This window comes from Thioalkalivibrio sp. ALE22 (genome assembly GCF_000381445.1).
Classification (GTDB): domain Bacteria; phylum Pseudomonadota; class Gammaproteobacteria; order Ectothiorhodospirales; family Ectothiorhodospiraceae; genus Thioalkalivibrio.
The window spans coordinates 25,720-51,287 of record NZ_KB906508.1; the positions used below are offsets into that span (position 1 = coordinate 25,720).

A 25,568-nucleotide genomic window follows, 5' to 3' on the forward strand; every position below is an offset into this window, starting at 1 on the left:
AATATCAGAAAATGAAGCACACTTGAGGGGGCGCCATGAAAGAGCTCAACGTCCGCGAGATGCGGGCCTCCATTGGACACCTGGACGAAATCGTACAGGCGTCCGGCGAGATCACCATCACCCGCCACGGAAAACCGATTGCACGGGTTTTGCCCGTTCGTCGCGGGCGCCAGCGTCCCAATCACCACGAGCTTCGCCAGCGCACCGCGCAGCTGATTCCCTCGGAGACCCTCCTCAGGGAAGAGCGCGATGAGCGCGGATGAACGGAGCTACCTCGACACCAGTGCCCTGGCCAAGTGGTACCTGAACGAACCGGGCTCCGAGGCCTTTGTCGGCTACCTGCAAAAGGTCGACGTCGCCATCATCAGTCGTCTGGTGGCCACGGAACTGCGGTCCCTGCTCGCACGGCGCCGACGCATGGGCGAACTGCCGCAGGAGCTGGAAACGATCATCTTCGCCACCTTCCAGGACGACATCTCCAGTGCCTCGCTACAGCTCTATCCCTTCGATGACTCACTATTCGAGGAAGCGACCAACCTGATCACCCGTTACCCCGAACACCCACTGCGGACGCTGGACGCACTGCACATCGCAACTGCGCGGCATCACGAGATTCCAGTCATCGCCACCGCAGACAACGTCCTGGCGGACGCGGCTTCATCGATGGGCCTGATCGTTCGTCGATTCTGACGTCTCCGGCACCCGACGCGCCGGAGAAGTAAAGAGCCCGGGACGGAACCCGGCTGCGGCGCTCCGGCGCGGGCAGGGGCTTCGCCGCCAAGGCGGCTCCTACAAGACCACATCCCACCCCGGTAGGAGCCGCCTTGGCGGCGAAGCCCCTGCCAAAGCCAGCCCCACCTCGACGACCGGTGCTTGCGTGGCCCTCAACGCCCCCCTGCGCGCCCTCGGGCGCACTGGGGGGCGCGGGATCAGGCGTTGACGGCGGCCGGTTCGGTGGCGCGTTCGCCCAGGCGGCGGCCGGTGGCGTTCAGCACGGCCTGCAGCGTGGCAGCGGTCGTGTCCTCGCCCAGAGCGACGCCGACCGAGCGTTCGCCGTCCACCTGCACGTCCACCGCGGCCATGGCCCGCGCCTCGGTGCCGGACTCCATCGCGTGCTCGTCGAAGTGGCTGACCTTCACCTCCACTCCGCGCTCGGCCTGCATCGCGGCGGTCAGGGCCTCGACCGCACCGTGACCCTCGCCCTGCAGGCGCGACTCGCGCCCGGGCGGGCCCATGGTCGCGTCCAGGCGCACCACCGGGCCTTCCTTCTCGATCTCGTAGCGCACCAGATCCCAGCCGGCGACCGGCGTCAGGTAATGCTGCTCGAACAGCTCGTGGATGCGCTTTGACGAGACCTCGATCTGCGAGGCCTCGGCATCCTTCTGCACGATGCGGGCGAACTCGATCGCCAGCCAGCGCGGCACCTCGATACCGTAATCGCGTTCCAGCACATGCGCCACGCCGCCCTTGCCGGACTGGCTGTTGATGCGCACGACCTCCTCGTAGCGCCGGCCCAGATCGCCCGGATCGATCGGCAGGTAGGGCACGTTCCAGTGGCCGCCCTGCTCCTTGTAGTGCGCCAGGCCCTTGCGGATCGCATCCTGGTGGCTGCCGGAGAAGGCGGTATAGACCAATTCGCCCGCCCACGGATGGCGCGGGTGGATGGGCATGTCGGTGCACTCCTTGTACACCTCCATCAGCCGTTCCATATCGGACAGGTCGATGGTCGGGTCGATCCCCTGCGAATACAGGTTCATGCCGACGGTGACCAGGTCCATGTTGCCGGTGCGCTCGCCGTTGCCGAACAGCGTGCCTTCCAGGCGGTCGGCCCCGGCCAGCAGGCCCAGCTCGGCCGCGGCCACGCCGGTGCCGCGGTCGTTGTGCGTATGCAGCGACACGCAGAAGTGCTCGCGGTACTGCACGTGGTCGCAGAACCACTCGACCTGATCGGCGAAGACATTCGGCGTGGCCGACTCGACCGTGGCCGGCAGGTTGATCACCACCTTCTGGCCCTGATCCGGGCGCCAGATCGCGTTCACCGCATCCACGACCTCGACCGCGTAGTCCAGCTCGGTGGTGGAGAAGCTCTCCGGCGAGTACTGGAAGATCCAGTCCGTCTGCGGGTATTGCGCCGCATAGTCACGCACCCAGCGCGCGCCGTTCTCGGCGATGCCGCGGATGCCGGCGCGGTCCATGCGGAACACCTGCTCGCGCTGCGCCGGGTTGGTGGAGTTGTACACGTGCACCACCGCGCGCGGTGCGCCCTCCAGCGCCGCGAAGGTCTTCTGGATCAGATCCTCGCGCGCCTGCGTCAGCACCTGGATATACACGCCCTCGGGGATGCGGTCTTCGTCGATCAGGCGGCGGGTGAAGTCGTAGTCGATCTGCGAGGCAGAGGGGAACCCGATCTCAATCTCGGTCAGGCCGATATCCACCAGCACCTCGAAGAAGCGCATCTTCTGCTCGACGCTCATCGGGTGCACCAGCGCCTGGTTGCCGTCGCGCAGGTCCACCGCGCAGAAACGCGGCGCAACCGTGGTGCGCTTCGCCGGCCAGCGGCGATCCGCCTTGTCGATCGGCGGGAACGGGGCATATTTGGTGTGATCGAAGGCCATGGTGCGCATCTCCTGTAAGGGCGCGGCCCGGGCCGTACAATCGGCCGCCGCGCTGAGGATTTCTGTCTGTGCATTATCCTAACGCATTCATCCGGGCATAACCTTGCGTTTTTCCCTATCAAGGCCTTAGGAGGGATCTATCATTGCGCATTAATGCTCAATATGCGCAATAATCCACCTATGAAACCGCAACCGCACTCACTGGACCGCTATGACCGCCGCATCCTCGAAATCCTGCAGGAGGACGCGAGCCTGTCGAACCAGGCCCTGGCCGAACGCGTCGGACTCAGTCCCTCCCCCTGCCTGCGCCGCGTCCGCGCGCTGGAGCAGGCCGGTATCCTGCTGCGCCGCGTGGCGCTGCTGGACCGGCGCCGCCTGGGGCTGGAACTGACCGCCCTGATCCACATCGGCATGGACCGCCACACCCCGGAACGCTTCGCACATTTCGAGGAGACCGTGGCCGGCTACCCCGAGGTGCAGCACTGCTACCTGATCACCGGCCAGTCCGCCGACTACATGCTGCAGGTCGTGGTCCCCGACATGGACGCCTACCAGGACTTCCTGCTGCGGCGCATCACCCGCCTGGAGGGCGTGGACAGCGTGCACTCCAGCTTCGTCCTGCGCCGCGTCGTCGACCGCACCGCCCTGCCACTCGACTACACCCCCACCTGAAACGTCTTAAAACCCAGGGCAAATTCACCACGAAGCGCACGAAGGCACGAAGAAGTTCAAGGGCGATTCACAGGAAGGCTGGAAGGTTAGAAGGCTTTGATGGTGAAGCGTGATGGCAGGCAGACATATGGGGAGCGCTGACTGAATCGTACGCCCCTAAAGTGGCCGCTTCCCAGCATTGCCCTGGTAGCGCCCGTCATGGCCCCTCTATCTTCCAGCCTTCTCTTCTTCCTGTAGACCGTTTTTGACCTGGATCTTGACCTTCTTCGTGCCTTCGTGGGCTTCGTGGTGAATCCGCCCTTGCCCTGCGGCGAGCCCTCCGGATACTGTATATATAGACAGATACCGGAGGGCGCCTTGTGTCGCTTACTGAACGCCAGCAGGCCATCCTCGACTACATCACCGAGACCGTCGCCAACCAGGGCACGGCACCGACCCGCAGCGAGATCGCCCGGGCCTTCGGCTTTCGCTCACCCTACGCGGCCGAGTGCCACCTGAAGGCGCTGGCAAAAAAGGGCGCCATCGAACTGCTGGGCGGCACCTCCCGCGGCATCCGCCTGCCGGGCGCGGTGCGCAGCACACCGCGCGAGCTGCCCCTGGTCGGGCGCGTCGCCGCCGGACTGCCCATCCTTGCCACCGAACACATCGAGCGCCACTACCGGGTCGACGACGCCCTGTTCCGTGCCCACCCCGACTACCTCCTGCGCGTGCATGGCGAGAGCATGCGCGACGCCGGCATCCTCGACGGCGACCTGCTGGCCGTGCGCCAGACCCCGGAGGCCCGGCCCGGTCAGATCGTGGTTGCCCGCATCGAGGACGAGGTCACCGTAAAGCGCTTCGCGCAGGACGGCCCGCGGGTGCGCCTGCTCCCGGAGAACCCCGACTTCGCCCCCATCGAGATCGACCTGGAGCGCCAGGAACTGGCCATCGAGGGGGTCGGCGTGGGCGTTCTGCGCGATCTCGACCCCCAGGCCTGAGTTATGGGCGCGCTGGATACCCTGCTCGACCATCCGGCCCTCTGGCGCGGACGCAGCGCCACCCCGGCCCCGGATGCCCCGGTCTGGCCCAGCGGCCACGCGGAACTCGACCGGGCCCTGGGCGGGGGCTGGCCACGCGGCCAGCTGGTCGAACTGCTGGGCGCCCCGTTCGGCTGCGGCGAGACCCGGCTGCTGGTCCCCATGCTGACCGCCTGCGGCCAGGACGACTACTGGATCGCGGTGATCGCGCCACCGGCTACCCCCTGGCTGCCGGGCTGGCAGACCCTGGGCATCCCGCCGGAGCGGGTACTGCTGATCCACACCGAGCACGATCGCGACACCCTTTGGGCCGGCGAGCAGTGTCTGCGCGACCCGGCCTTCGGCGTGCTGCTCGCCTGGCTGCGCCGTCCCGTGGAGACAGCCCTGCTGCGCCGGCTACGCCTGGCCGCCAGCGAGAGCCGGGCCTGCGCCGTCCTGTACCGGCCGCCGGACGCCGCGGCCCAGCCCTCGCCGGCCCATCAGCGCCTGCGCTGGCAGGCCGCGGCCACCGGCCTGGAACTGCACTGCCTGAAGGGGGCCGGCCACTGGGCCCGCTCCGGCCAGCCTCTGTGGATTCCCGAAGCACCGGGGGCCTGAAATGGGCCAGCCCGCCCGCCCCGCGCGCGCAGCCACACCCCCCGAACCTGCCCGGCAGCAACTGAGCCTGCTGCCGGCGGCGCCCGCCCCCGCGCCCACTCCCCGGCCACCGGAGGCACGCCCCGCCAGTGCCACCCGGGCGCGGCGGGAACACTGGATGGCCATCGAGCTGCCGCACCTCGCGCTGGAGTCCCTGGCCCGGGCGGGACCGGAGCCGGAGCGATTGCAGCGCCCCCTGCTGGTGGTGACGTCCCGCGCGGCACCCCGGGTGCACACCGCCAACCGTGCGGCGCGGCGCGCCGGTGCGCGACCCGGCATGGCGCTGGGGGATGCGCTGGCCGTGCTGGATACCCCGGAACTGGTCGAACATGACCCGGACGCCCTGCGGACCCAGCTGGAGATGCTGGCCGGCGTACTGCTGCGGTTCTCCGACCATGTGCACCCGGAACCGGAGGTCCACCGTATCCTGGTGGAGGTCGGACGCAGCCGCCGCCTGTTCGGCGGCCTGGAGGCGTTGCGCCAGCAGGCGCAGGACACCCTGGCCGGCCTGGGTTTCCATCCCCGCATCGGGCTGGGGCGCAGCCCCGCCGCCGCGCGCCTGCTGGCGCACCTGCGCAACCCCGCGATCGCGGAGGACCCCGAGAGCCTGCGCCGACTGCTGACACCCGTGCCGCTGGAGGCCCTGCCGCTGGCCGACGCCACCCGCGAAGGCCTGCGCGCCTTGGGCCTGCGCCAGCTGGGCGACCTGCTGCGCCTGTCACGCGCCGAGCTGGCCCGGCGCCACGGACCGGAACTGCTGGACCTGCTGGATCACCTGCTGGCCCGACGCGTGGAGACCCTGCCCCGCTTTGCGCCACCTCCGGTGCTGGATTTGCCCCTGCGCCTGGAGCACGAGATCCACGCCACCACGGCCCTGGCCTTCCCGCTCAAACGGCTGCTGCGCCAGGCCGAGGCCCAGTTGCGCGGCCTGAACCGCAGCCTGCAGGGGATGACCCTGGAACTGACACATCGCGAGGCGCGCACCCGGCTGACGCTGGAACGCGGACAGCCGGGCATGCGCGCCGACGAATGGCTACCCCTGTGGCAGACTCGTCTGGAGCGCGAAACCCTGCCGGAGGCCGTCATCGGCCTGCGCCTGCGGGCATCCCGCCTGCTGGATCCCCCGGACCGGGGCGACAGCCTGCTGGCCGGGGACCCGGCGAGCACGCCACCGGCGGATCAGCTGCCCGCGGTCCTGGCCCGACTGCGCGCCCGCCTGGGCGAGCCGGCGGTCACCCGCCTGGTCAACCGCCGCACCCCAAGGCCGGAGGAGGCCCAGGGATCACGCCACGATCTCGCCGTTACTCCGGCCCCGGTCGCCCCGACACCGGGCCAGCGCACCGTCGGGGCGGCCCTGTGGCTGCAGGGCCCCGACCCCGCCACCCCGCCCGACCAGCCGCAATGGCTGGGGCGGCTGGAAGACGGCTGGTGGGACCATGGCCAGGATGCACGGCGCGACTACGCCCGGGCACTCGATCGCCAGGGCCGCCGGCTCTGGCTGTATCGCTGCCTGCGCAGTGGCCAGTGGTATCGCCAGGGTTACTGGGGCTGAATCCGCGCCGGATACGCCCACCGCCCCCGTCCGTCAGCGGTGGTACTCGCCCGCCCGCTCCGGCTGGTACTCGACCTCCACGATGCGCACATGCATCTGCCCGCCACCCGGGCGCGGCCACTCGATCTCGTCCCCCTCGGAAAGCCCCAGCAGGGCGCTGCCCACCGGCGCCAGGATCGACAGCGTGCCGCCGCTTTCATCCACGTCCCGCGGGTACACCAGCGTCATCGAGAATTCCTCGCCGGACTCGGTCACCCGGAACCGGACCTTCGAGTTCATCGTCACCACCGCACCCGGGATCTCGTGCGAATCCACCACATCCGCGCGGTCCAGCTCGGCCTCCAGATCGGCCTTGCCCGGAAAGGCATCCTCCGGCAGCGATTCCAGCAGCTTGTCCAGACGCTCCATGTCCGTGGTGGAGACGATGATCTTCGGCTTGTTCACGTTCACACTCCAAATACACGACGCGCCCCAGAGAGACGCGCCAGAGAAGAAAATTCAGGGATTTTCCGGAAACCGGGAAACGAAATTCGAGATTAGCCAAGTCTCGACGAAAAAGCGATCCAGCCAATCACGGCACTGCAATACCGATCCGCCCGCACGCTCCCTACCGGCCCTCGCCGTCCCGCCAGGCCGCATAGCCGCCGCGCAGCACATGCGCCTCGATCCCCATCGCCCGCAGGCTGTCCGCCACCAGCTGTGAACGCCCGCGGCCTCCGCAGAACACCACCACGGGCTGCTGGGGGTCCTGCATGTGGGATTCGATACTGGCCTCCAGCTTGGGCCGGGGGATATTCACCGCGCCTTCGATACTGCCCTCGGCCGTCTCCTCCTGCTGGCGCACATCCACCAGCAGAAAGGACCGCCCCGCCTGGCGCCAGTCTTCCAGTTCCGCGGGGTCCAGATGCGGCAGCTTTGCTTCCAGTTCGGCGATGCGTTTGTCGAAAAGACTCACTGTCAGCGGCTCCGATGAATACCCATGCACAGCATTCTACCGCCTCGGCAGAAGCAGGACCCTCACAGGGACGGGCGCAGCAGGAGCGGGGCGATACGCAGCGAAAACAACGCAAGCCCGACAAATGCGGCCACAGCACCGACTGCAGTCAGCATCGCAACCCCCAGAATCCAGCCCAGGCCCATGCCCAGCACGGCCAGATGCACCAGGACCTGCGGTGCCCAGGCCCACAGCCAGCCGCTGGCGATCGGGTGCCCGGTGAAGCGCGGCAGCATGTGCTCGCCCAGCCCCATGATCAGCAGCAGCAGAAAGCCCAGGGTAAAGCCGTGCAGCGCCGCCGGGCGAGCCGCGCCCTCCAGGAAGAAGCCCCCCAGCGGCAGGGCCGCCCCCGCGATCAGCAGCCAGGCCATCGCCCCCAGCACCGAGGCCCGGCTGGAGGCCGACAGCCCAAGCCCCACATGCCGCGCCGCCTTCTGCGTACGCTCCGGCGCCGCGCCCACCAGTTCGGTGGCGGACGTGCGATCCAGCAGACCGATGTGCTTGAGCTCGCCATCGACCACCACGGCCGGGATGGAGCGAACACGCAGCCGCGTGGCCAGCTCGCGGCCTTCCGGCTGACCCATGTCGACCACCGCAAAGTCGATCTGTTTGTCCTCGGCCACCTGACGCCAGATGCGCTCGGCATCGTGGCAGGAGGCACACCATTCGGATACCAGCAGTTCCACCTTCATGAATCCGTCTCCCCCGGTTCAGTCCGCGCAGCGCATGCAGTGGATGTCGTAGCGGTCGATCCATTGCTTCAGACCGGTGATCGCCTCGGGCCCGGTGTGCAGCCGCTCCAGCGCCTTTTCCGGGTCGTCGGGACGCATCACGACCACCCAGGCATCCGTGTAGGGCGCCACGTTCACCAGCCCCGGGTCCGCCTCCACGGCCGGATTGATGCGCTCGATGGTGCCGTCGAACGGGGTCGGGATGCCGCCCGCCCACTTGCCCGACTCCAGCCGCGCCACCGGCTTGCCCGCGGCACGGTGCGAACCCGGCTTGCGAAAGCGGAAGTACTGCACACGGCCCGCCATGGTCTGCGCCGGATCGGTAATCCCGAGGGTAAAGGTCCCGTCGTCCTCCGGCCGCACCCAGACGTAGTCCAGGTCGTAGAACAGGTCGTCGGGCAATTCGCAACCGTTGTATTCCTCCCGTGCCATGGTTATGCCCCCTTCGGACCGTAGTGGCGCACGGTCAGTGCGATATTCACGGCGAACAGGATCATCGCCCCCCAGGCCATCGCGCCACCCACCGCGACCGTCGCGTTATGGAAGACCAGCCAGCCGGCGACCATCACCCACAGCCCGATGTTGGCCAGCAGGAACTGCGCATGCCCCAGGCGTTCGGAGAACAGGGACCGCCCGGAAAAGCGCGGCAGCACATGCAGCCCCACGCCATAGATCATCATGGTCACGAAGCCCAGCAGCATCAGGTGGCCGTGGATGCGCGGCACGTTGCCCGGGATCAGGCCGGGATGCACCAGCCAGAGGATGCCGAGCAGCCCGCCCAGCAGGGCATAGACCAGGGCCGCGAGGATGAACATCCGGTTTCGAGGGTGCATGCAATGCTCCTTGGCAGGTTTTACCCAGCATACTTTAAGCTATATTCAGTATACATTGATCGAGATCAACACCCGCTCGCGTCCGATCGGTAACAGTCACCCTTCAGGAAAACCCGCCAAGGCCGCAACTGCCATGCATCTGCAACTCCACGAGACCGTCCCCGGATTCCAGCAGCCTGTCGAGCTGCTGCGCGCCTGTCATCGGCGCATCCTCAACTCCCTGGACATCCTCGAGCGTCTGCCCGCCCACCTCGCCGCAAAGGGCGCTGACGAGGAGGCGCGCACCGCGGCGGCTCGGGTCCTGAAATACTTTCACGAGGCTGCCCCCAATCACCACGCGGACGAGGACGAGGATCTGTTCCCCCTCCTCCAGCGGCACTGCGACCACCCCGACAGCCACCCCCAACTGTGCGAATGGCTGGAGCGCCTGAGCGCGGAACATGCCGAGATCGAGGCCGGCTGGGACCGGCTGGAACCGGCCCTGCAGCGAATTGCCGACGGCTCGACCGCGGAACTGACCGGCGCAGAGGCCTGGATCCGGCAATACCGCGTGCATCTCGACCTGGAAGAGCGGGCCGTGCTGCCGTTCGCCGAGCACCTGCTGAGCCCGGAGGAGCGCCACACCATCGGTGCCCGCATGGCCGCAAGGCGCGGGATCGGGAGCGACGATGGCTGACTTCCTGCTCGATCTGCGCGGCTTGGGCGACCATGCCCATACGCGGGCCTATTACACCCTTCGCGAACTGCGGCCGGGCCAGGTCTTCGAGGTCTGGCTGGACCAGGAACCGAAGCTCCTGATGGACGCCGTCGGCCTGCAGCTGCGGCATGCCATCCACTGGCGGGGTCTCGAAAACGGGCCACCGCTGTGGAAGCTCGCGGTGCAGCGCCGCGAGGATGTCGCCCCGGTGGATCTGGTCGACCTGCTGGAGCGCGACCACCTGCGCATCGACCGCCTGTTCGCCAGCGCCCTGCACAAGGTGAACGCCGGCGATCTCGAGGGGGCCGCACCGGATTTCCACGCCTACGTGGATGGCCTGCGCCGCCACGTGGAGGTGGAAAACGAACTGATCGTGCCGCTGCTGGACCTGCCGCGCAGCCCGAACGGCCAGGACCCGACCTCGATCATGCTGCGCGAGCACGACGAGATCCTGGAACAGACCGCGATGCTCGAGCATGAATTCAGCGAAGGGGTCGACGAGGCCTGGGCCGTGGCCCCGTTCTTCGCCCTGATCTCCGGCGCGCTCGCCAAGCACGAGGGCCGCGAGGAGCAGAATCTGTTCCCGCACTGGAGTCGCGCCCTGCGCGAACAACCGGACGCCGCCGCCGAACTGCTGGCGCGGGCGCAGGCCGAACTCGCGAGCCCCTGACCGCTGCATCGCAAGCCCCGCGACACGATCGCTTCAGCGCGCCACAGCGGAGCGATGCGGCGGCGACAGGCGGGCCAGCGCCCAGAGCCCCAGCAACGGGCCAGGCAGCAGCAGCCACAGGACCCACACCCCGCCGTCCGCCCACAGCCAGCTGGTCAGCCAGATCCCCGGCAGGGTCAGGGCAAAGCCAATCGCATTCATCACGCTCAGCGCGGACCCCACCGCGTCCGCCGGCGCACTGTCCGCGGCCAGGGCCGAGAACTGCGGCGAGTCCGCGATCACCGTCAGGCCCCACAGGGCCAGCAGGCCGAACAGCAGCCAGGGCGACTGCCCGGCCAGCAGCGGATACAGCAGGCAGGCCAGGCCCGACGTCGCCAGGGCCACCCGCGCCACGCGCAGACTCCCCAGGCTCCGGCTCAGGCGGCCGCCCCAGACGCAGCCGGCCAACCCCAGCGCGATCACGCCGAAAGCGAGCCAGGGGATCAGCCCGGCATCGGCCTCCAGACGCGACAGCTCGCGCGCCACCAGCAGCGGGACCAGCGTCCAGAAGGCGTACAGTTCCCAGCAATGCCCGAAGTAGCCTCCGGCCACGGCCCGGAAGTCCCGCCGCCGCAATGCACGAAAACCCTTGCCCAGACCCGGTGTGCGCCCCGGAGGTGGCAGGTGGGGCCCATCCCCCAGGCGCACGATCAGCAGTGCCGCCAGCACCGCCAGGAAAGACGCCAGCAGCACCGGGATCGCCCAGGGGAAATCGAGCGTGGCGCCGCGCAGCAGATGCGGCAGCGCGGTGCCCAGAGTCAGCATGCCCAACAGCCAGGACAGGGCCCAGCCCTTGTACTCGGGCGTCCAGGCAATCACCAGCTTCATGCCCAGGGGGTAAACCCCGGCCAGCGCCAGTCCGACCAGGAACCGCGTGAGCAGGGCCATCTCCCAGACACCGGCCAGCAGGATAAACATGGCGTTCAGTCCGGCCCCGGCAACGGCAGAGATCGCGAACAGCCGGCTGGCACGAAAACGGTCCGCCAGGCCGGTCGCGGCCACCGCCAGCGTTCCGGTGATGAAGCCCGTCTGGGTCGCCATGGTCAGCCAGCCAATCTCGGACGGCGACCAGCCAAGCGCCTGCTGCAGCGACAGCCCGACCCCGTTGACCGAAAACCACAGCGACGTGCCGAACAGCTGTGCCGCCACGATCACCAGCAGGGGGTGACGACGAATCCAGTGCGCCGTCACCGTACGCGACCGGTCACAGGCATCGAACCGCCCCGATCAGCGACTCGCGCCACGGATCCAGCGCTTGAGCAGGGCCACCAGCGCGCCCCCGGAGACGAGCCCCAGCAGGTAGATCCCGACGATCAGCAACGCCAGTGGCAGCGTCACATGCAGGGTCAGGAAATTCAGGGTCACCAGTCGCAGGTTCTGGATTGCAAAGATCGCGACCACCGCGACGAACACGATGATCAGCAGGGAGTAGACGTACCGCATGCGACCTCCCGGGTCAGTCGGGCCAAACGCTCAGGTTCGGGCGCCCCGGGGTCAGCGTCAACCGGCACGAGGCGGCGACCTCAAGGGTTTCCCCGAGTGTCGGGATGGCTGCAGTGGTCGCGCAGCGGGCAGCCTTCGCACCGCGGTCGCGGGCGGCAGCGCTCCTTGCCGTGCTCCACGATCAGCGCATGCAGGTCGTTCAGGGCGGCCACATCCGGTCCCAACTCCGTCTCGACGTGGCCACGTAGCTGATCATAGGGGGCCTGCGCCTGCGGGACCTCCAGGCGCTCGAACAGACGCCGCGTGTAGGCATCCACCACGAAGACCGGGCGGTCGAAGGCATACAGCACGATATCGTCGGCCGTCTCCGGGCCCACGCCCTTGACGCCCAGCAACGCCGAGCGCAACTCGGCCGTTTCCAGCGCGGTCAGTCCCTCGACACCGCCGGATGCCTCGAGGAAGCGCAGCAGATGCCGCAGCCGGTCGGCCTTCACGTTGAAGTAGCCACTGGGACGAATCCGCTCGGCCAGTTCTTCCGGGTCAAGCGCCATCAGTCCTTCGGGCGAGAGGGCATCGATGGCGCGCAGGTTGTCCAGGGCCTTCTCGACGTTGGTCCAGCTGGTGTTCTGGGTCAGTACCGCACCGACCATCACCTCGAAGGCGGTATCGGCCGGCCACCATTGCAGGTCACCGTACTCCGCGCGCAGGGCCTCCAGAAGGTCGGGAATCCGCACGTGGCGTTACCGCTGGCGACGCCCGCCCGATTTGCCACCGCCCGCCGGGCGCCCGCCGGAACGACCGCCCGAGGGCTTCGCGCCCCGGCCACCACCGCGACCACCGGGGGATGCCGGCTTGCCCGACTTCTTCGGCGGCGAGGAACTCCAGCCGTCCTCGCGCGCCGCCCGACTGTTGCGCGACTTGCCGGCCGCCGCCGGCTTGCCGGGCCGCGGCTTGCTCCGAGGGTCGCGGCGCGGTCCGCCCCGCCCGCGCGGGCGCGCCGATTCCGGGATCGGCAGGTCCACCGCCGCGTACAGCCCGGCCACCTCGCGGCTCTCCAGGTCGCGGACCGCGCCGGTCTTCAGACCCCGCCCCAGGACGACCGGCCCGTAGCGCACCCGGATCAGGCGGCTGACCGTGACCCCGACGGCATCCCACAACCGCCGCACCAGGCGGTTACGGCCCTCGCTGACGATCACGTGATACCAGTGATTGGCGCCGTCCCCGCCCTGCTCCTCCAGGCTGTCGAAACGCGCCGGGCCGTCCTCGAGCTCCACACCCTCGCGCAGCATGTCCAGCGTGGCCGGCGGCACCTCGCCGAGTACCCGCACGGCATACTCGCGTTCCAGCGCCATGCTCGGGTGCATCAGCCGGTTGGCCAGCTCACCGTCGGTGGTAAACAGCAGCAGGCCCGAAGTATTCAGGTCCAGCCGGCCTACCGCCACCCAGCGCTGCCCCTTCAGACGCGGCAGGCTGGCAAACACCGGTCGCCGACCCTCGGGATCGGAGCGGCTGCAGATCTCGCCCACCGGCTTGTGATACACGATCCACCGATGTGGATGCTCCGAGCGCCGCACGATACGGCCGCGCACACGGATCACGTCGTGCTCGTCGACCTGATCCCCCAGCTGCGCGGTCCGGTTGTTCACCTGCACCTCGCCACGCTCGATCCAGCCCTCGATCTCGCGCCGCGAACCCAGCCCGCGCGCCGCCAGGACCTTCTGTACCCGCTCCGACATTCCCGGAACTCCAGCAACTCATTAAGATGGGCGCCACGATACACCAACAGGACGTTGCCATGACCGATTCCACGCCGGAGACCACCCCCGTCCGGACGCCGCTGAACATCGCCGTGCTCACCGTCTCCGACAGCCGCGAACTGGCGGAGGACCGCTCCGGCGATGCCCTCGTGGAACGCCTCGAAGGCGCCGGCCACCGCCTGGCCGATCGCGGGATCGTGAAGGACGACATCTACGCCATCCGCGCGGAACTCTCGCGCTGGATCGCCGACCCCGAGATCGATGCGGTGCTCACCACCGGCGGCACTGGAATCACCGGCCGTGACGGCACACCCGAGGCCGCCTCGGTACTGCTGGACAAGACCATCGAGGGCTTCGGCGAGCTGTTCCGCATGCTCTCTTATGAAGAGATCGGCACATCCAGCCTGCAGTCCCGCGCCCTTTCAGGGGTCGCGAACGGCACCTACCTCTTCGTACTGCCCGGCTCCACCGGCGCCTGCCGCACCGCCTGGGACCGCATCATCCAGGCCCAGCTCGACGACCGCACCATGCCCTGCAACCTCACCATGCTGATGCCGCGCCTGACGGAGTCCTGAGGGAAATACGGATTTCACCACGAAGAGCACGAAGGCACGAACAAGGCCAAGCTCGAAAGCGGACCTGATTAGCAACGAGAGTCGGCCAGTCACGGAGATCCTCCGGAGGCGGCATAGCCAGCCGCAGGTCGCTGTAATCCGCGCCTTTCCTGGAATATCACCAGCGCCGCCCTTTACCCCTGCATCGTCATCCCGGCCGGAGCGTAGCGAAAAGCCGGGATCTCCCCCGTCGGGGCAACCCCTGCCGCCAGGATCCCGGATAACGATTACCGGGAAATCCGTCCGTACCGAAACGCGATACACCGTTCCCACAAGAAAAATGCCCAAAATGCTCTAAAAAAGCCTTTGGGCGTGCCGCTACCCCCTGTATCGGGTGCGGCGCTCACACGGATCTGCTTGTCGCCCTCCGACTAGAACAACGAAATGGAAGGACAACGCGATGACATCCCTGAACCCCCTCTCCAGTGTCGGCTTCGGTACCCGCCTGACGCTGATGATCCTGTCTCTCATCGTGGGCGCGATCCTCATCGTTGCCACCCTCATCTTCTTGCAGTACCGCGCCTCCTACACCGACGCGACCATCGACCGGCTTCACGCAATGGGCGAATCCAACGCCCAGTCCTTCAACGAATGGCTCCTGGGGCGGCAGGATGAAATGCGCTACCTCGCAGGCCTCGATGCAGCTCGCGGCATGGACCTCGATGAACTCGAGCACCTGATCGAGCAGATCGCGTCGCTGCGCGGTGAATACGACACGATCTTTGTCGTGAATGCCGACGGCATGGGCGAGGTCGGAGTGGCCTTCGACGGACAGGCGCGCGTCCTCAGCCGCGAGGAGGCGAACGATTTCAATGTGCCCGACCGGGCATGGTTCCAGAGCGCGATCAGTGGGGAGGACACCTTCTCGCGGCCGGTGGTTTCCCGCGCGACGGGCAATCGGGTCAGCACCGTCGCAATTCCGATCGAAGGACCGGATGGCGAACCAATCGCCGTGATGCGCGGGGCGGTGCAACTCGACACGATCTTTGATCGGGTCAACGCGATCGATCTCGGCGAAGGATCCGAGATCTACCTCGTAGACCGCGACCGGCATCCCGTGACACCGGTTGAATCGGCCCCCGATACGGACCAGCCAATCGACACCCGGGCTGCACAGGCGATCGCCGCGGGTGACAGTGGGGTCGGACGCTACCAAAACGCAATCGGGACTGCGGTGATCGGTAGCTTTACCGACATCCCCCTGCTTGGCTGGGGCCTGCTGATGGAGCTCGACGAAGGGGTCGCACTGGCCGAGCTGCAACGCGCGCTTTGGTGGGTCGTCGGCCTCACCATCGCCATCCTGATCGCGGCCTCGCTGATCAGCCTCGGGGTAATCCGCAACGTCCTGCGCACACTAGGGGGCGATCCTGCCTACGCATCGGACGTCGTCCGCCAGGTGTCGGAGGGCGACATGACCGTCCCGATCCAGCTGCGCAAGGGCGATGACTCGTCGTTGCTCGCGGCCATCGCCACCATGCAGTCCCGCCTGCGCGAACTGATCGGCAGCGTTCGCGGCCATGCCGAGGAAGTCGCCTCGGCCGCTACCGAGCTTTCACACATCAACGAAGAGACCGACAAGGGTGTAAATCGCCAGAACGCCCAGCTCAGTGACGCGGCCGCAGCGATCAACGAGATGACCGCGACCGTCGAGGAGGTCGCCCGCAACAGCCAGAGCACGGCAGATGTCGTGCGAGAAACCACGGAACAGGCCCAGAGTGGCCGCAACGTGGTCAGCGCATCGGTCACCTCGATCAACAAGCTCTCGAACGAGATCCAGAGCACCGCCGAGGTCATCACGGCGCTCAAGGGTGACAGCGACAATATCGGCGACATCCTGCAGGTCATCAACAACGTCGCCGACCAGACCAACCTGCTGGCTCTGAACGCCGCAATCGAGGCAGCGCGCGCAGGGGAAGACGGTCGTGGGTTCGCGGTGGTCGCCGAGGAGGTTCGCAACCTCGCCGTCCGCACGCAGGAGTCAATCACCGAGATTCAGCAGATGATCGAGGCGGTGCAGAAGCGTGCGGATCAGGCCGTAACGGCGATGGCCGCCAGCCAGACCCAGGCCCAGGATGGCGTGGATCAGGTCAACCAGGCGGGCACGTCGCTCGAACAGATTGTCGCCGCGGTCGAAAAGATCGAGGACATGACGCGGCAAATCGCGAGCGCAGCCGAAGAGCAGTCGGCTACCTCCAACGAGATCAACCGCAATATCCACTCGGTCAGCGAAGTCTCGGAGCACAACGCCACCAATGTCGTACAAATGGGTCAGGCTAGCGAGACCCTGGCCGGGTTGTCCGAGCAACTGCGCGAGATCGTCAACCGCTTCAAGGTCTGACGCCGATCAGGACGCGTGGGGGACATGGGGCCAGACGGTCTACCCCGCGCGCCCCCCGCTTTCGGGTCCGAAACACACCGGCGAGGCCCGCTCGTCGTTCGTCGCCTCCTCGGCGAGTTCGGCGTCGAGGAGTTCCCGCAGGACCGCCGCATCGCTGTGCTCCTCGTTTCGGGTGGCCGTCAGCGGGGTCAGGCGGCTACGCCGGGCATACCCCAGCAATCAGGCCCATGCATCGTCGGGAGCGGCCGCCAGTTCCGCCCGATACCGGCGACAGAATTCGGGCCAGCACGCCACGTTGTGGCCAAACCAGCGGCGCAGATCCGCGGACGGGGCGAGCGACTTTTCCCAGGCATCCAGCGCGAGCGCCGATTTCTTCACCCCGCGGGGCCAGAGGCGGTCGACCAGCACACGGGCCCCACCCTCGGGATCGACCGGATCGTAGACGCGCCGGATCCGCACCCGCTCCATGCCGCGATTACCGGTCCACGTGGGTCTGCAGCCAGTATTCGAGCAGGGCTGCGTGCCAGAGCTTGGAGCCCTGGATGCGGGTGAAGTACTGGTCCGGGGCATCCAGCAGCCTGTCGATGTAGGCCGGCTGATAGAGGCCGCGCTCGCGCGAGGCGCGCGAGGTCAGGATGTCGCGCATGAACTCGAGGAAGTCCCCGCGCACGTATTTGAGTGCCGGCACCGGGAAGTAGCCCTTGGGCCGGTCCAGCACCGCGTCCGGCAGGCGCCCGCGGGCGATGCGGCGCAGCACGTCCTTGCCGCCGTCGCCCAGCTTCAGGTGCGGCGGCATCGCGGCGGCCGTCTCCACCAGTTCGTGATCCAGGAACGGGACCCGCGCCTCCAGGCCGAAGGCCATCGTCATGTTGTCCACGCGCTTGACCGGATCGTCCACGATCAGCGTGGTCACATCCAGCGCCAGCACCGCGTCGATGAAGGAATCCGCGCGGTCGGTCTCGAGTTCGGCAAACTGCTCGCGCAGCCAGTCGCCGGTCACGTCGTTCGCCGGCGGGTGGCGCAGCATCTCGGCCATCTCGGGGTGGTCGCGGTCGAAGTAGTGGCGGCGGAAACGTTCCACCCAGTCGCCGTGACGGTCCTCGGCCATCTGCGGGTACCAGAAGTAGCCGCCGAAGACCTCGTCCGCGCCCTGGCCGGACTGCACCACCTTCACATGCTGCGAGACCTGCTCGGACAGCAGGTAGAAGGCCACCGCGTCCTGGCCGAACATCGGCTCGGCCATCGCCCCGACCGCCTCCGGCAATCGGGCCAGCACCTGGTCGTTGGGGATCAGCGTGGCCTGATGGTCGGTGGCGTAGCGCTCGGCGACCGGATCGGAGTATTCAAACTCCGAGCCCTTCTCCTCCGGCTGGTCCTCGAAGCCGACGGTAAAGGTGCGCAGGTCCTGCGCCCCCTCCTCCATCGCCAGCGCGACCAGCAGGGAGGAGTCCAGCCCGCCGGAGAGCAGCACGCCGACCGGCACGTCGGCCACCTCCAGGCGCCTGCGCACGGCGCTGCGCAGACTGTGCTCGATACGCTCCTGCCATTCGGCGTCGGACACGGCCGCGTCCGGGCGGTGGGCATGCAGCGTCCAGTAGCGCTGCAGACGTTCCTGGCCGCGCGCATCGATGCTCAGGTAATGCCCCGGCTCCAGCTTGCGGATGCCACGCAGCACGGTGCGCGGCGCGGGCACCACCGCGTGCAGCGAGAACAGCATGTGCAGTGCCTCGGCATCCAGTTCGGTATCCACGTCGCCCGCCGCCAGCAGCGCCTGGGTGTTGGAGGCGAAGCGGATGCCGTCGCCCGTGCGCGCCAGGTACAGCGGCTTGATGCCCATGCGGTCGCGCGCCAGCAGCAGGCGCTGGGCGTGGCCGTCATACAGGGCAAAGGCGAACATGCCGTGCAGCCGGGCCACGATGCCCTCGCCCCACTCGGCATAGCCGCGCAGGATGACCTCGGTATCGCCGGTGGAGAAGAAACGATGGCCGCGGCCCTCCAGCTCGCTGCGCAGGGCGCGGAAGTTGTAGATCGCGCCGTTGAACACCAGCGCGAGCCCGGTCTCCGGGTCGAACATCGGCTGGTGCGCGCGCTGCGACAGATCCAGGATCGAAAGGCGCCGGTGCCCCAACGCGACCCGCCCGGAGGCCCACAGCCCGTCGGCATCCGGGCCGCGCCGTTCCAGGCAGGGCAGCATGCGTGCGACCGCCTCGCCGCTCGCACGCCGCTCGCCCCAGACGAATTCTCCTGCGATCCCGCACATCGATTCTTTCCTTGCTGGTTGGATTGGGGTCGGATTGCCACCCTGCCCGACACGGACCGGGCTTCGCCTGCAAGCAGGCTTGTATGTTTACCCGTGGCAGGCCTAGAAAGGGTCTGTCGGGGTGGAGGCCTCTGTCGAGGCTGCGCCGAAGGCGGCCTCCAAGGCCGCCATCAGGGCCTGGCTGGCCACACCGGCGCGATCCCGGTCCGCGTGCACGATGTAGAACGGCACCCGGTGGCGCGCCCCGGCCTCCAGATCCAATTCGACCAGGCGGCCGTCGGCAAGATCCCCCGCGATGCGATCCTCCGGCACCCAGGCGAACCCGATGCCCGAACGCAGGATCTCGCAGGCCGTGCCCATGTGCGAGACCGTCCAGCGCTGGTCCGCCTCGACCCAGCCGCCCTGGCCACCTCCCTGGTCGCCGGAATCGCGCACCACCACCTGGCGGTGTGCCTGCAGATCGCGCCGGGTCAGGGCCGCTTCCGCCTGGGCGAGGGGATGCGAGGGATGCGCGACGCAGACCATCGACAACTCGCCCAGACAGCTCCCGAGATAACCGGAAGGCAGTTCCGGCCCCAGCAGAATGTCCACGGCCGCTTCCCGGAGCATGTCCGGCCCCCCGCTCAGCACCACCTCGTGCAGCTGGATCCGGGTGGCCGGGTAGGCCTTCGAGAAGGTCTCCAGCGCCCGGATCACCGGCTCGCGCGGCAGCAGCTGATCCACTGCCAGCCGGATCTCGGATTCCACCCCTGCCGCCAGCGCGCCGGCCAGGTTCTCGATCTCCGCCGCCTCTTCGAGCAGATGCCCGGCCCGGCGCAAAAGCGCCTCGCCCGCCGGGGTGAGTACGGCCTTGCGGCCCTGCACCTCGAAGACATCCACCCCCAGCTGCTCTTCCAGCTTCTGCACCGCATGGTTGATGCTCGACGGACTCTTGTGCACCCGTTCGGCGGCACGCGCAAAGCCGCCGGCCTCCACCACCGCCTGCAGCATCCGCCACTGTTCAAGGGTGACACGCATCAATCGGCCCGCTCGGACAGGCCCATGGGGCCGCGCCCTGTCAGTGTTCGTCGGGGCATCCGCAACCCGGCTTGTGAGTGCGCGCATGCCACTCCTCGCGCAGGCGGGCATAGGCGGCGCCGGTCAGCAGTACCAGGTGTACGGTGGAGGGATAGATTCGGCCATCCAGGCGCAGGGTCTCGGTCAGTTCGGGGTGGCTGCCTTCGGGGATGTAGAAGAAATCCACGCCCTCGCGCAGCTGGTCCTTGCGTGCCTTGAACAGGCGAAAGGCCGTGCCCTTGGGCACCCCGTTCCAGTCGTCGATCTGGCGCAGGCTCAGCGTGGCATACCCGGCGTGAATGATCGGCTCGGGAACCGGACCGGCCGCGGAACCTTCCTGGCCGTGAAACCGTCCCGCGCTCCGGGGGTCTTCAACTGTATCGGTATCCATGCTGGCATTATGCACACACCGCCTTCGCGGCTCACCACGCAACCCCATTCAACCGGGACACGAAATGGAATTTCTGCAGGAATACGGACTCTTCCTCGCCAAGGCCGCCACGGCCGTAATCGCCGCGCTCATCGTGCTGAGTGCGTTCGCCGGCCTGCTCGCCCGCTCGCGCGAGCGACGGCCGGACCGCCTGCAGGTCAAGCGCCTGAACGACCGCTTCGAGCGCATGGAGAAAACCGTGCGCCGAGCCGTTGAACGCCGCCGTGGTCGGCTCGAGCGCCTGCGCGCCTGGAGCCGTCGCAAGCTGGGGCGAGCCCACGATGCCCCGTCGCAGGCGGAAGGATCGGGGAGCGCGGACATGACGCAATCCGGCGATGCGCCTCCGGACGACGGTTCGACGACCGAACGCCCCCGCGTGTACGTGCTGCGTTTCGACGGCGACATCCGCGCCTCCAGTGTCGAAAGCCTGCGCGAGGAAGTCACCGCGATCCTCACGATGGCGCGGCCGGACCAGGACCGGGCGATTGTCTGCCTGGAAAGTCCAGGGGGCCTGGTCCCCTCCTACGGGCTGGCCGCCGCCCAGCTGGCCCGCCTGCGCGAAGGGGGTCTGGACCTGACCGTGGCCGTGGACCGCGTGGCCGCCAGCGGCGGCTACATGATGGCGGCGGTCGGTCACCGCATCGTGGCCGCTCCCTTCGCGGTGCTGGGCTCGATCGGCGTGGTCGCGCAGATTCCCAATTTTCACCGCTGGCTGTCACGCAACGACATCGACATCGAGCTGCTGACCGCCGGCGAGTACAAGCGCACCCTGACCATGCTGGGCGAGAACACCGACGAGGGCCGCAAGAAGTTCCGCGAGCAACTGGAAGAGGCGCATGAGCTGTTCAAGACCTTCCTGGCCCGCTACCGCCCGCAACTGGACCTCGAGCAGGTCGCCACCGGGGAACACTGGTACGGCGAACAGGCCCGCGAGATGGGGCTGGCCGACGAACTGCGCACCAGCGATGACCTGCTGCTGGAACTGACCCGCGAGGCGGACGTATTCGAACTGACCTATCACCGTCCCCAGACGCTGGGCCGGCGCATCACCTTCGCGATGGAATCGGTCCTCGAGCGCGTACTGCGGAATCAGGGGCCCGAGACCCGCATGTAGCGTCCCGCGTCGCAAGGAACGTTTCGCTACGGCAAAGCGTCCACCCTCCACGAGGCAAAGCAACCAAGGAGCCACTCATGAACCGGAAAAACCGTCCCGTAACCCGACTGCTGCTGATCCTGCTGGCCGCCGTCAGCCTGCTGGCCCTCCCCCTCGTCGCCGGCGCGGATGACAACCTGCCGTGGGGTTCCGCCGAGAAGATGGATCGCCCCTACGAGCCCCGCAAGGTGGTCTATGACGTCTACACCAGCAGCCCGCGCGAGCTGGAAATGGTGCTGGATCGGGTGAGCATGCTGAACAATGTCTACGAGGCCGACCCGTTCGAATCGCACATCGTGATGGTGCTGCACGGGCAGGAAGTGCCTTACTTCACCCGCGACGAATTCGACGAGCACGAAGAACTGATGCGCCGCGCCCGGTCGCTGACACAGGCCGGCAATATCGAGTTCCGCATGTGCGAAGCCTCCGCCCGCCTGCGCGGGATCGAGCTCGAGGACATCCACGGCTTCGTGAACGTCGTGCCGATGGCCGACGCCGAGATCATCGAACTGCAGCATGAAGGCTACCTGCTGATGCAGTGACGCAGGCCTCGGCACCTGCCGCCCTCTGGCGGACGCCGGAGCCTTTTTTCCGGCCGCTCGAACATAGCCGGCGTCCGCCCGCCCCGGCAGACTGCCCCCCCGAATTCAGGCCCCGAACCGACCATCGTCGCGAGGGGCCCTGCAAAATCTGTATCGATCGTCTACCTTCCCCGCCTTGGGTTTTCCACGCAGGTGCAACCCGGGGCAACGCCCCACCGCTCTCCGGCCCGACCTGTTCGATTCTCCCCGAGACAAGGACCTCGTCATGAAAAAGACTCTGCTCACTGCCCTGCTGCCCCTGGCCCTGACCGCGACACCGGCGCTGGCCGTCGACGTCCCCGGCATGATCGCCAAGGCCAGCCCGCATTCGGCCTCCGAGACCCTGGATCGGCTGGAGAACGCGCTCGCAGCCAACGACGTCGGCGTCGCCCTGCGCTGGGACCATGCGGCAAAGGCCGACGGTGTGGACATCGACCTCGGTCCTACCGAACTCCTGCTGTTCGGCAACCCGGCACTGGGCAGCCACATGTTCACCAGCCAGCAGACCGCGGGCATCGACCTGCCGATGAAGGCGCTGGCCTGGACCGATGACGACGGCCAGACCTGGCTGGCCTACAACGACCCGGAATGGATGGCCGAACGCCACGGAATCGACGACCGGGACGACATCCTGGACACCATGAGCAATGCGCTGGACAACCTGACCAACGCGGCCATCGCGGAGGACTGAGCCCTCCTCGGGGTCACATGCAACCAAGTGTCCCCGGCCGCTCGCAGCGGGCGGCTAATTCGCTGGGGAAGCACTGATTCATGTACACACTCGCGCTCGAGTCGCTTTGGCTCGCGAACAAGGCGCGGTGCGCGGCCGGTAGTGGTTCTACCGGCCCGTTGTTGGCGGATTCGGGCCGCAACGCAGGATCGGGGAACCCGGGGTGCCGACACGAGCGTGTACATGAATTAGTGTTTCCCTATAGTGGGGCTTCCACCCGCACCGGGAGCCGACGTGGATCACCCGTCCCCTTCCAGCCAAACCACACCGCAAACCCGCGAGGCGCCCATCCTCGGCTGGCGCGAATGGGTCGGGCTCCCCGATCTCGGGATCCCCGCCATCAAGTGCAAGGTCGATACCGGCGCGCGCAGCTCTGCGCTCCACACCTTCCACATCGAGCCGTTCACCCGGGACAGTCACGAATGGGTGCGTTTCGGCATTCACCCTCACCAGCACGACGCCACGACCGAGGTCTGGTGCGAGGCCCCGGTACTGGACATCCGCCGCGTCACCGACTCCGGCGGGCACAGCGGCGATCGCTATTTCATCGCCACCCGCGTGCAACTGGGCCCTCTGCTGTTGCCCGTTGAGCTTTCCCTGACCAGCCGCGATAACATGCTCTTTCGCATGTTGCTTGGCCGCGAGGCCATGCGGGGTCGCTTCCTGGTCGACCCCCAAGCCTCGTTCATTGCCAGCCATCGTCCGTCCACCCCGACAGCCCAGCAGGCGCCTGAATGAAACTCGGCATCCTCTCGCGTAACAGCAAGCTCTACTCCACCCGACGCCTGGTCGAGGCCGCCGACCAGCGCGGCCACGAGGTCCGTGTGGTGGACCCGCTGCGCTGCTACATGAACATCACCGCGCACAACCCGCAGATCCACTACAAGGGTGACATCCTCGACCAGTTCAACGCGGTTATCCCGCGCATCGGGGCCTCCATCACGTTCTACGGCACCGCCGTGCTGCGCCAGTTCGAGATGATGAACGTCTATCCGCTGAACGAGTCCGTCGGCATCTCGCGCTCGCGCGACAAGCTGCGCAGCCTGCAGCTCCTGTCGCGCCGCGGTATCGGCCTGCCGGTCACCGGGTTTGCACACTCGCCGGACGACATCGACGACCTGCTGGCCACCGTGGGCGGCGCGCCCTGCGTGATCAAGCTGCTGGAAGGCACCCAGGGCCTTGGGGTGGTACTGGCCGAGACCAAGCAGGCGGCCGAGAGCGTCATCCAGGCCTTCATGGGTCTGAAGCAGCACATCCTGGTGCAGGAATACATCAAGGAGGCCAAGGGCTCGGACATCCGCTGCTTCGTGATCGGCGACAAGGTCGTCGCCGCCATGAAGCGCCAGGCGAAGGAAGGCGAGTTCCGCTCCAACCTGCACCGTGGCGGCAGCGCCACGCTGTGCCGCATCACCCCGGAAGAACGCGCCACCGCCGTGCGCGCGGCCAAGGTGATGGGGCTGAACGTCTGCGGTGTGGACCTGCTGCGCTCCAACCACGGCGCCGTGGTCATGGAGGTCAATTCGTCGCCCGGCCTGGAAGGCATCGAGAACGCCTCCGGCAAGGACGTGGCGGGCATGATCATCGACTTCATCGAGAAGAACGCCAAGCCCAACCGGACCAAGACCAAGGGCCGCGGCTAATGGCGACTCCGCGGGCCGTTCGCAACGACCCGATCACGATCGGCGGCACCACGGTCCGCCCGGGCGAACGCCGCACGGTGGAATTGCAGCTGAGCGCGCTTTACACGCACACCCCGACACACATGCCGGTGCAGGTCCTGTGCGGCCGGCGCAAGGGGCCGGTGCTGTTCGTCAGTGCCGCCATCCACGGCGACGAGATCAACGGCGTCGAGATCATCCGCCGCCTGCTCAAGGTGCCCGCCCTGCGGCGCATGAAGGGCACCCTGATCGCCGTGCCCGTGGTGAACATGCACGGCTTCATCAACCAGAGCCGCTACCTGCCCGATCGGCGCGACCTGAACCGCTGTTTTCCGGGATCACAGAAGGGCTCGCTGGGCGCCCGGGTCGCGCGGCTGTTCATGCGCGAGATCGTCCAGCGTTGCACGCACGGAATCGACCTGCATACCGGCGCCATCCACCGATCCAACCTGCCACAGATCCGCGCCAATCTGGACCATACGGAAACCCGCGAGCTCGCCCGTGCCTTCGGCGCACCGGTGATCCTCAACTCCGCGCTGCGCGACGGTTCCCTGCGCGAGGCGGCCGCGGAACGCCAGATCCCGATCCTGCTCTACGAGGCCGGCGAGGCCCTGCGCTTCGACGAGCTCTCCATCCGCGGCGGGGTACACGGCATCATCGAGGTCATGCGCCACCTGGAGATGCTCCCGGCCGTGCGCCGGCGTCCGCGCAAGGAGCCCATCATGGCCCGCACCAGCGGCTGGGTCCGAGCGCCGCAAAGCGGCATCCTGCGGACCTTCGTGCGCCAGGGCGATCGCGTCGTCCGCGACCAAACCCGGCTGGCCATCGTCTCCGACCCCTTCGGCGAGACCGAGACCGAGATCCTCGCCCCCGCCTCCGGCATCATCATCGGCGAACTCAACCTGCCGCTGATCAACGAGGGCGATGCCCTGTTCCACATCGCCCAGTTCAACCGCACCGATCTGGCCGTAGAGCGCCTCGAGAGCTTCCAGGAAAACCTGGAGGCGAGCGACTATCCCTACGCCGATCCGCCCCCGCGCGAAAGCCCCTGATCCCATCGACTCGATCTTCGAGCGACAGGCCATGCTCCCCG

29 protein-coding genes and 1 pseudogene are annotated in these 25,568 nt (G+C 67.7%); 16 read left to right on the top strand and 14 right to left on the bottom strand.

What is annotated here, in order from left to right; all coding sequences use genetic code 11:
• The first annotated feature begins 35 nt into the window (after window positions 1–35).
• Both F793_RS0110080 and F793_RS0110085 read left to right on the top strand, forming a co-directional pair.
• Window positions 36–263: a type II toxin-antitoxin system Phd/YefM family antitoxin gene (locus F793_RS0110080; protein ID WP_018882617.1), complete on the top strand. Its 228-nt coding sequence runs from the start codon at window positions 36–38 to the stop codon at window positions 261–263.
• Window positions 250–690: a type II toxin-antitoxin system VapC family toxin gene (locus tag F793_RS0110085; RefSeq protein ID WP_017942102.1), complete on the top strand. Its 441-nt coding sequence runs from the start codon at window positions 250–252 to the stop codon at window positions 688–690. Before F793_RS0110080 ends, F793_RS0110085 begins: the two co-directional genes overlap by 14 nt.
• A 239-nt stretch (window positions 691–929) precedes the next feature.
• Here the strand turns inward: F793_RS0110085 and F793_RS0110090 are convergent, their stop codons facing one another.
• The gene (locus F793_RS0110090) at window positions 930–2,615 is read right to left on the bottom strand and encodes a 2-isopropylmalate synthase (RefSeq protein WP_026280896.1); all 1,686 of its coding nucleotides are present in this window, start codon (window positions 2,613–2,615) and stop codon (window positions 930–932) included.
• A 180-nt stretch (window positions 2,616–2,795) separates the two neighbouring features.
• On the opposite strand from F793_RS0110090, the gene F793_RS0110095 reads away from it, so the two are divergent.
• The 4 genes from F793_RS0110095 to F793_RS0110110 all read left to right on the top strand — a co-directional run bounded on the left by F793_RS0110095 (window position 2,796) and on the right by F793_RS0110110 (window position 6,491).
• Complete coding sequence (locus tag F793_RS0110095; protein ID WP_018866164.1) at window positions 2,796–3,287, top strand: Lrp/AsnC family transcriptional regulator; 492 nt, start codon at window positions 2,796–2,798, stop codon at window positions 3,285–3,287.
• A 359-nt stretch (window positions 3,288–3,646) separates the two neighbouring features.
• Window positions 3,647–4,264: a transcriptional repressor LexA gene (gene lexA / locus F793_RS0110100; RefSeq protein WP_018877574.1), complete on the top strand. Its 618-nt coding sequence runs from the start codon at window positions 3,647–3,649 to the stop codon at window positions 4,262–4,264.
• A gap of 3 nt (window positions 4,265–4,267) precedes the next feature.
• Window positions 4,268–4,900 carry a translesion DNA synthesis-associated protein ImuA gene (gene imuA / locus F793_RS0110105; RefSeq protein ID WP_018877575.1) on the top strand — a complete coding sequence of 211 codons (633 nt, stop codon included), beginning with the start codon at window positions 4,268–4,270 and terminating at the stop codon, window positions 4,898–4,900.
• A gap of 157 nt (window positions 4,901–5,057) precedes the next feature.
• Entirely contained in the window at window positions 5,058–6,491 is a 1,434-nt protein-coding gene (locus F793_RS0110110) for a DNA polymerase Y family protein (RefSeq protein WP_018882619.1), read from the top strand.
• Between the two features lie 33 nt (window positions 6,492–6,524).
• Here F793_RS0110110 and rnk read toward each other — a convergent pair whose 3' ends face one another.
• From rnk to F793_RS0110135, 5 genes are all read right to left on the bottom strand, one after another.
• Complete coding sequence (gene rnk / locus F793_RS0110115) at window positions 6,525–6,935, bottom strand: nucleoside diphosphate kinase regulator (RefSeq protein WP_018866160.1); 411 nt, start codon at window positions 6,933–6,935, stop codon at window positions 6,525–6,527.
• 163 nt (window positions 6,936–7,098) lie between these two features.
• Window positions 7,099–7,446, bottom strand: coding sequence for a rhodanese-like domain-containing protein (locus F793_RS0110120; RefSeq protein ID WP_018882620.1), 348 nt, complete (start codon window positions 7,444–7,446; stop codon window positions 7,099–7,101).
• A 62-nt stretch (window positions 7,447–7,508) separates the two neighbouring features.
• A complete protein-coding gene (locus tag F793_RS0110125; RefSeq protein ID WP_018882621.1) occupies window positions 7,509–8,177 on the bottom strand; it encodes a thioredoxin family protein in 669 nt (222 codons plus the stop codon).
• A gap of 18 nt (window positions 8,178–8,195) precedes the next feature.
• Entirely contained in the window at window positions 8,196–8,648 is a 453-nt protein-coding gene (locus tag F793_RS0110130; RefSeq protein ID WP_017941592.1) for a glycine cleavage system protein H, read from the bottom strand.
• A gap of 2 nt (window positions 8,649–8,650) precedes the next feature.
• The gene (locus F793_RS0110135) at window positions 8,651–9,049 is read right to left on the bottom strand and encodes a hypothetical protein (RefSeq protein WP_038037158.1); all 399 of its coding nucleotides are present in this window, start codon (window positions 9,047–9,049) and stop codon (window positions 8,651–8,653) included.
• A 133-nt stretch (window positions 9,050–9,182) separates the two neighbouring features.
• On the opposite strand from F793_RS0110135, the gene F793_RS0110140 reads away from it, so the two are divergent.
• Window positions 9,183–9,725 (top strand): hemerythrin domain-containing protein, encoded by a 543-nt coding sequence (locus F793_RS0110140; RefSeq protein WP_018880366.1) that lies wholly within the window; start codon window positions 9,183–9,185, stop codon window positions 9,723–9,725.
• Window positions 9,718–10,416, top strand: coding sequence for a hemerythrin domain-containing protein (locus F793_RS0110145; protein WP_018882623.1), 699 nt, complete (start codon window positions 9,718–9,720; stop codon window positions 10,414–10,416). Before F793_RS0110140 ends, F793_RS0110145 begins: the two co-directional genes overlap by 8 nt.
• 33 nt (window positions 10,417–10,449) lie before the next feature.
• On the opposite strand, the gene F793_RS0110150 is transcribed toward F793_RS0110145, so the two are convergent.
• The 4 genes from F793_RS0110150 to rluB form a co-directional block, all read right to left on the bottom strand.
• A complete protein-coding gene (locus F793_RS0110150; protein ID WP_018882624.1) occupies window positions 10,450–11,610 on the bottom strand; it encodes a nitrate/nitrite transporter in 1,161 nt (386 codons plus the stop codon).
• A 72-nt stretch (window positions 11,611–11,682) separates the two neighbouring features.
• Window positions 11,683–11,898 (bottom strand): lipopolysaccharide assembly protein LapA domain-containing protein, encoded by a 216-nt coding sequence (locus F793_RS0110155; RefSeq protein ID WP_017941597.1) that lies wholly within the window; start codon window positions 11,896–11,898, stop codon window positions 11,683–11,685.
• An 80-nt stretch (window positions 11,899–11,978) separates the two neighbouring features.
• A complete protein-coding gene (locus F793_RS0110160; protein WP_018866152.1) occupies window positions 11,979–12,632 on the bottom strand; it encodes an endonuclease III domain-containing protein in 654 nt (217 codons plus the stop codon).
• Between the two features lie 6 nt (window positions 12,633–12,638).
• Complete coding sequence (gene rluB, locus F793_RS0110165) at window positions 12,639–13,634, bottom strand: 23S rRNA pseudouridine(2605) synthase RluB (RefSeq protein WP_018882625.1); 996 nt, start codon at window positions 13,632–13,634, stop codon at window positions 12,639–12,641.
• A gap of 59 nt (window positions 13,635–13,693) precedes the next feature.
• Here rluB and moaB point away from each other — a divergent pair, with 59 nt between their 5' ends.
• Together moaB and F793_RS0110175 are read left to right on the top strand one after the other, a co-directional pair.
• Window positions 13,694–14,230 (top strand): molybdenum cofactor biosynthesis protein B, encoded by a 537-nt coding sequence (gene moaB, locus F793_RS0110170; protein ID WP_018866150.1) that lies wholly within the window; start codon window positions 13,694–13,696, stop codon window positions 14,228–14,230.
• A gap of 439 nt (window positions 14,231–14,669) precedes the next feature.
• A complete protein-coding gene (locus F793_RS0110175; RefSeq protein ID WP_018877584.1) occupies window positions 14,670–16,607 on the top strand; it encodes a methyl-accepting chemotaxis protein in 1,938 nt (645 codons plus the stop codon).
• A 39-nt stretch (window positions 16,608–16,646) separates the two neighbouring features.
• Here F793_RS0110175 and F793_RS14170 read toward each other — a convergent pair.
• The 4 genes and pseudogenes from F793_RS14170 to F793_RS0110200 all read right to left on the bottom strand — a co-directional run bounded on the left by F793_RS14170 (window position 16,647) and on the right by F793_RS0110200 (window position 20,314).
• Window positions 16,647–17,075, bottom strand: a pseudogene (locus F793_RS14170) (DUF488 domain-containing protein).
• 7 nt (window positions 17,076–17,082) lie between these two features.
• Window positions 17,083–18,867: an N-acetylglutaminylglutamine amidotransferase gene (locus F793_RS0110190; protein WP_018880359.1), complete on the bottom strand. Its 1,785-nt coding sequence runs from the start codon at window positions 18,865–18,867 to the stop codon at window positions 17,083–17,085.
• A 102-nt stretch (window positions 18,868–18,969) separates the two neighbouring features.
• A complete protein-coding gene (locus F793_RS0110195; RefSeq protein ID WP_255349404.1) occupies window positions 18,970–19,884 on the bottom strand; it encodes a LysR family transcriptional regulator in 915 nt (304 codons plus the stop codon).
• A 40-nt stretch (window positions 19,885–19,924) separates the two neighbouring features.
• Complete coding sequence (locus tag F793_RS0110200; RefSeq protein ID WP_018876388.1) at window positions 19,925–20,314, bottom strand: hypothetical protein; 390 nt, start codon at window positions 20,312–20,314, stop codon at window positions 19,925–19,927.
• 64 nt (window positions 20,315–20,378) lie between these two features.
• On the opposite strand from F793_RS0110200, the gene sohB reads away from it, so the two are divergent.
• From sohB to F793_RS0110230, 6 genes are all read left to right on the top strand, one after another.
• Window positions 20,379–21,467, top strand: coding sequence for a protease SohB (gene sohB, locus F793_RS0110205; protein WP_018882626.1), 1,089 nt, complete (start codon window positions 20,379–20,381; stop codon window positions 21,465–21,467).
• A 77-nt stretch (window positions 21,468–21,544) separates the two neighbouring features.
• Window positions 21,545–22,048, top strand: a complete 504-nt coding sequence (locus F793_RS0110210; RefSeq protein ID WP_018866142.1) for a DsrE family protein — start codon at window positions 21,545–21,547, stop codon at window positions 22,046–22,048.
• 265 nt (window positions 22,049–22,313) lie between these two features.
• Window positions 22,314–22,778 (top strand): DUF302 domain-containing protein, encoded by a 465-nt coding sequence (locus tag F793_RS0110215; RefSeq protein ID WP_018877588.1) that lies wholly within the window; start codon window positions 22,314–22,316, stop codon window positions 22,776–22,778.
• Between the two features lie 273 nt (window positions 22,779–23,051).
• Complete coding sequence (locus tag F793_RS0110220; protein ID WP_018881139.1) at window positions 23,052–23,555, top strand: ATP-dependent zinc protease; 504 nt, start codon at window positions 23,052–23,054, stop codon at window positions 23,553–23,555.
• Window positions 23,552–24,457 (top strand): 30S ribosomal protein S6--L-glutamate ligase, encoded by a 906-nt coding sequence (rimK, locus tag F793_RS0110225; RefSeq protein ID WP_018876384.1) that lies wholly within the window; start codon window positions 23,552–23,554, stop codon window positions 24,455–24,457. The genes F793_RS0110220 and rimK overlap by 4 nt, the downstream gene beginning before the upstream one ends.
• Complete coding sequence (locus tag F793_RS0110230; protein ID WP_018882627.1) at window positions 24,457–25,527, top strand: succinylglutamate desuccinylase/aspartoacylase family protein; 1,071 nt, start codon at window positions 24,457–24,459, stop codon at window positions 25,525–25,527. The genes rimK and F793_RS0110230 overlap by 1 nt, the downstream gene beginning before the upstream one ends.
• Window positions 25,528–25,568 lie beyond the last annotated feature (41 nt).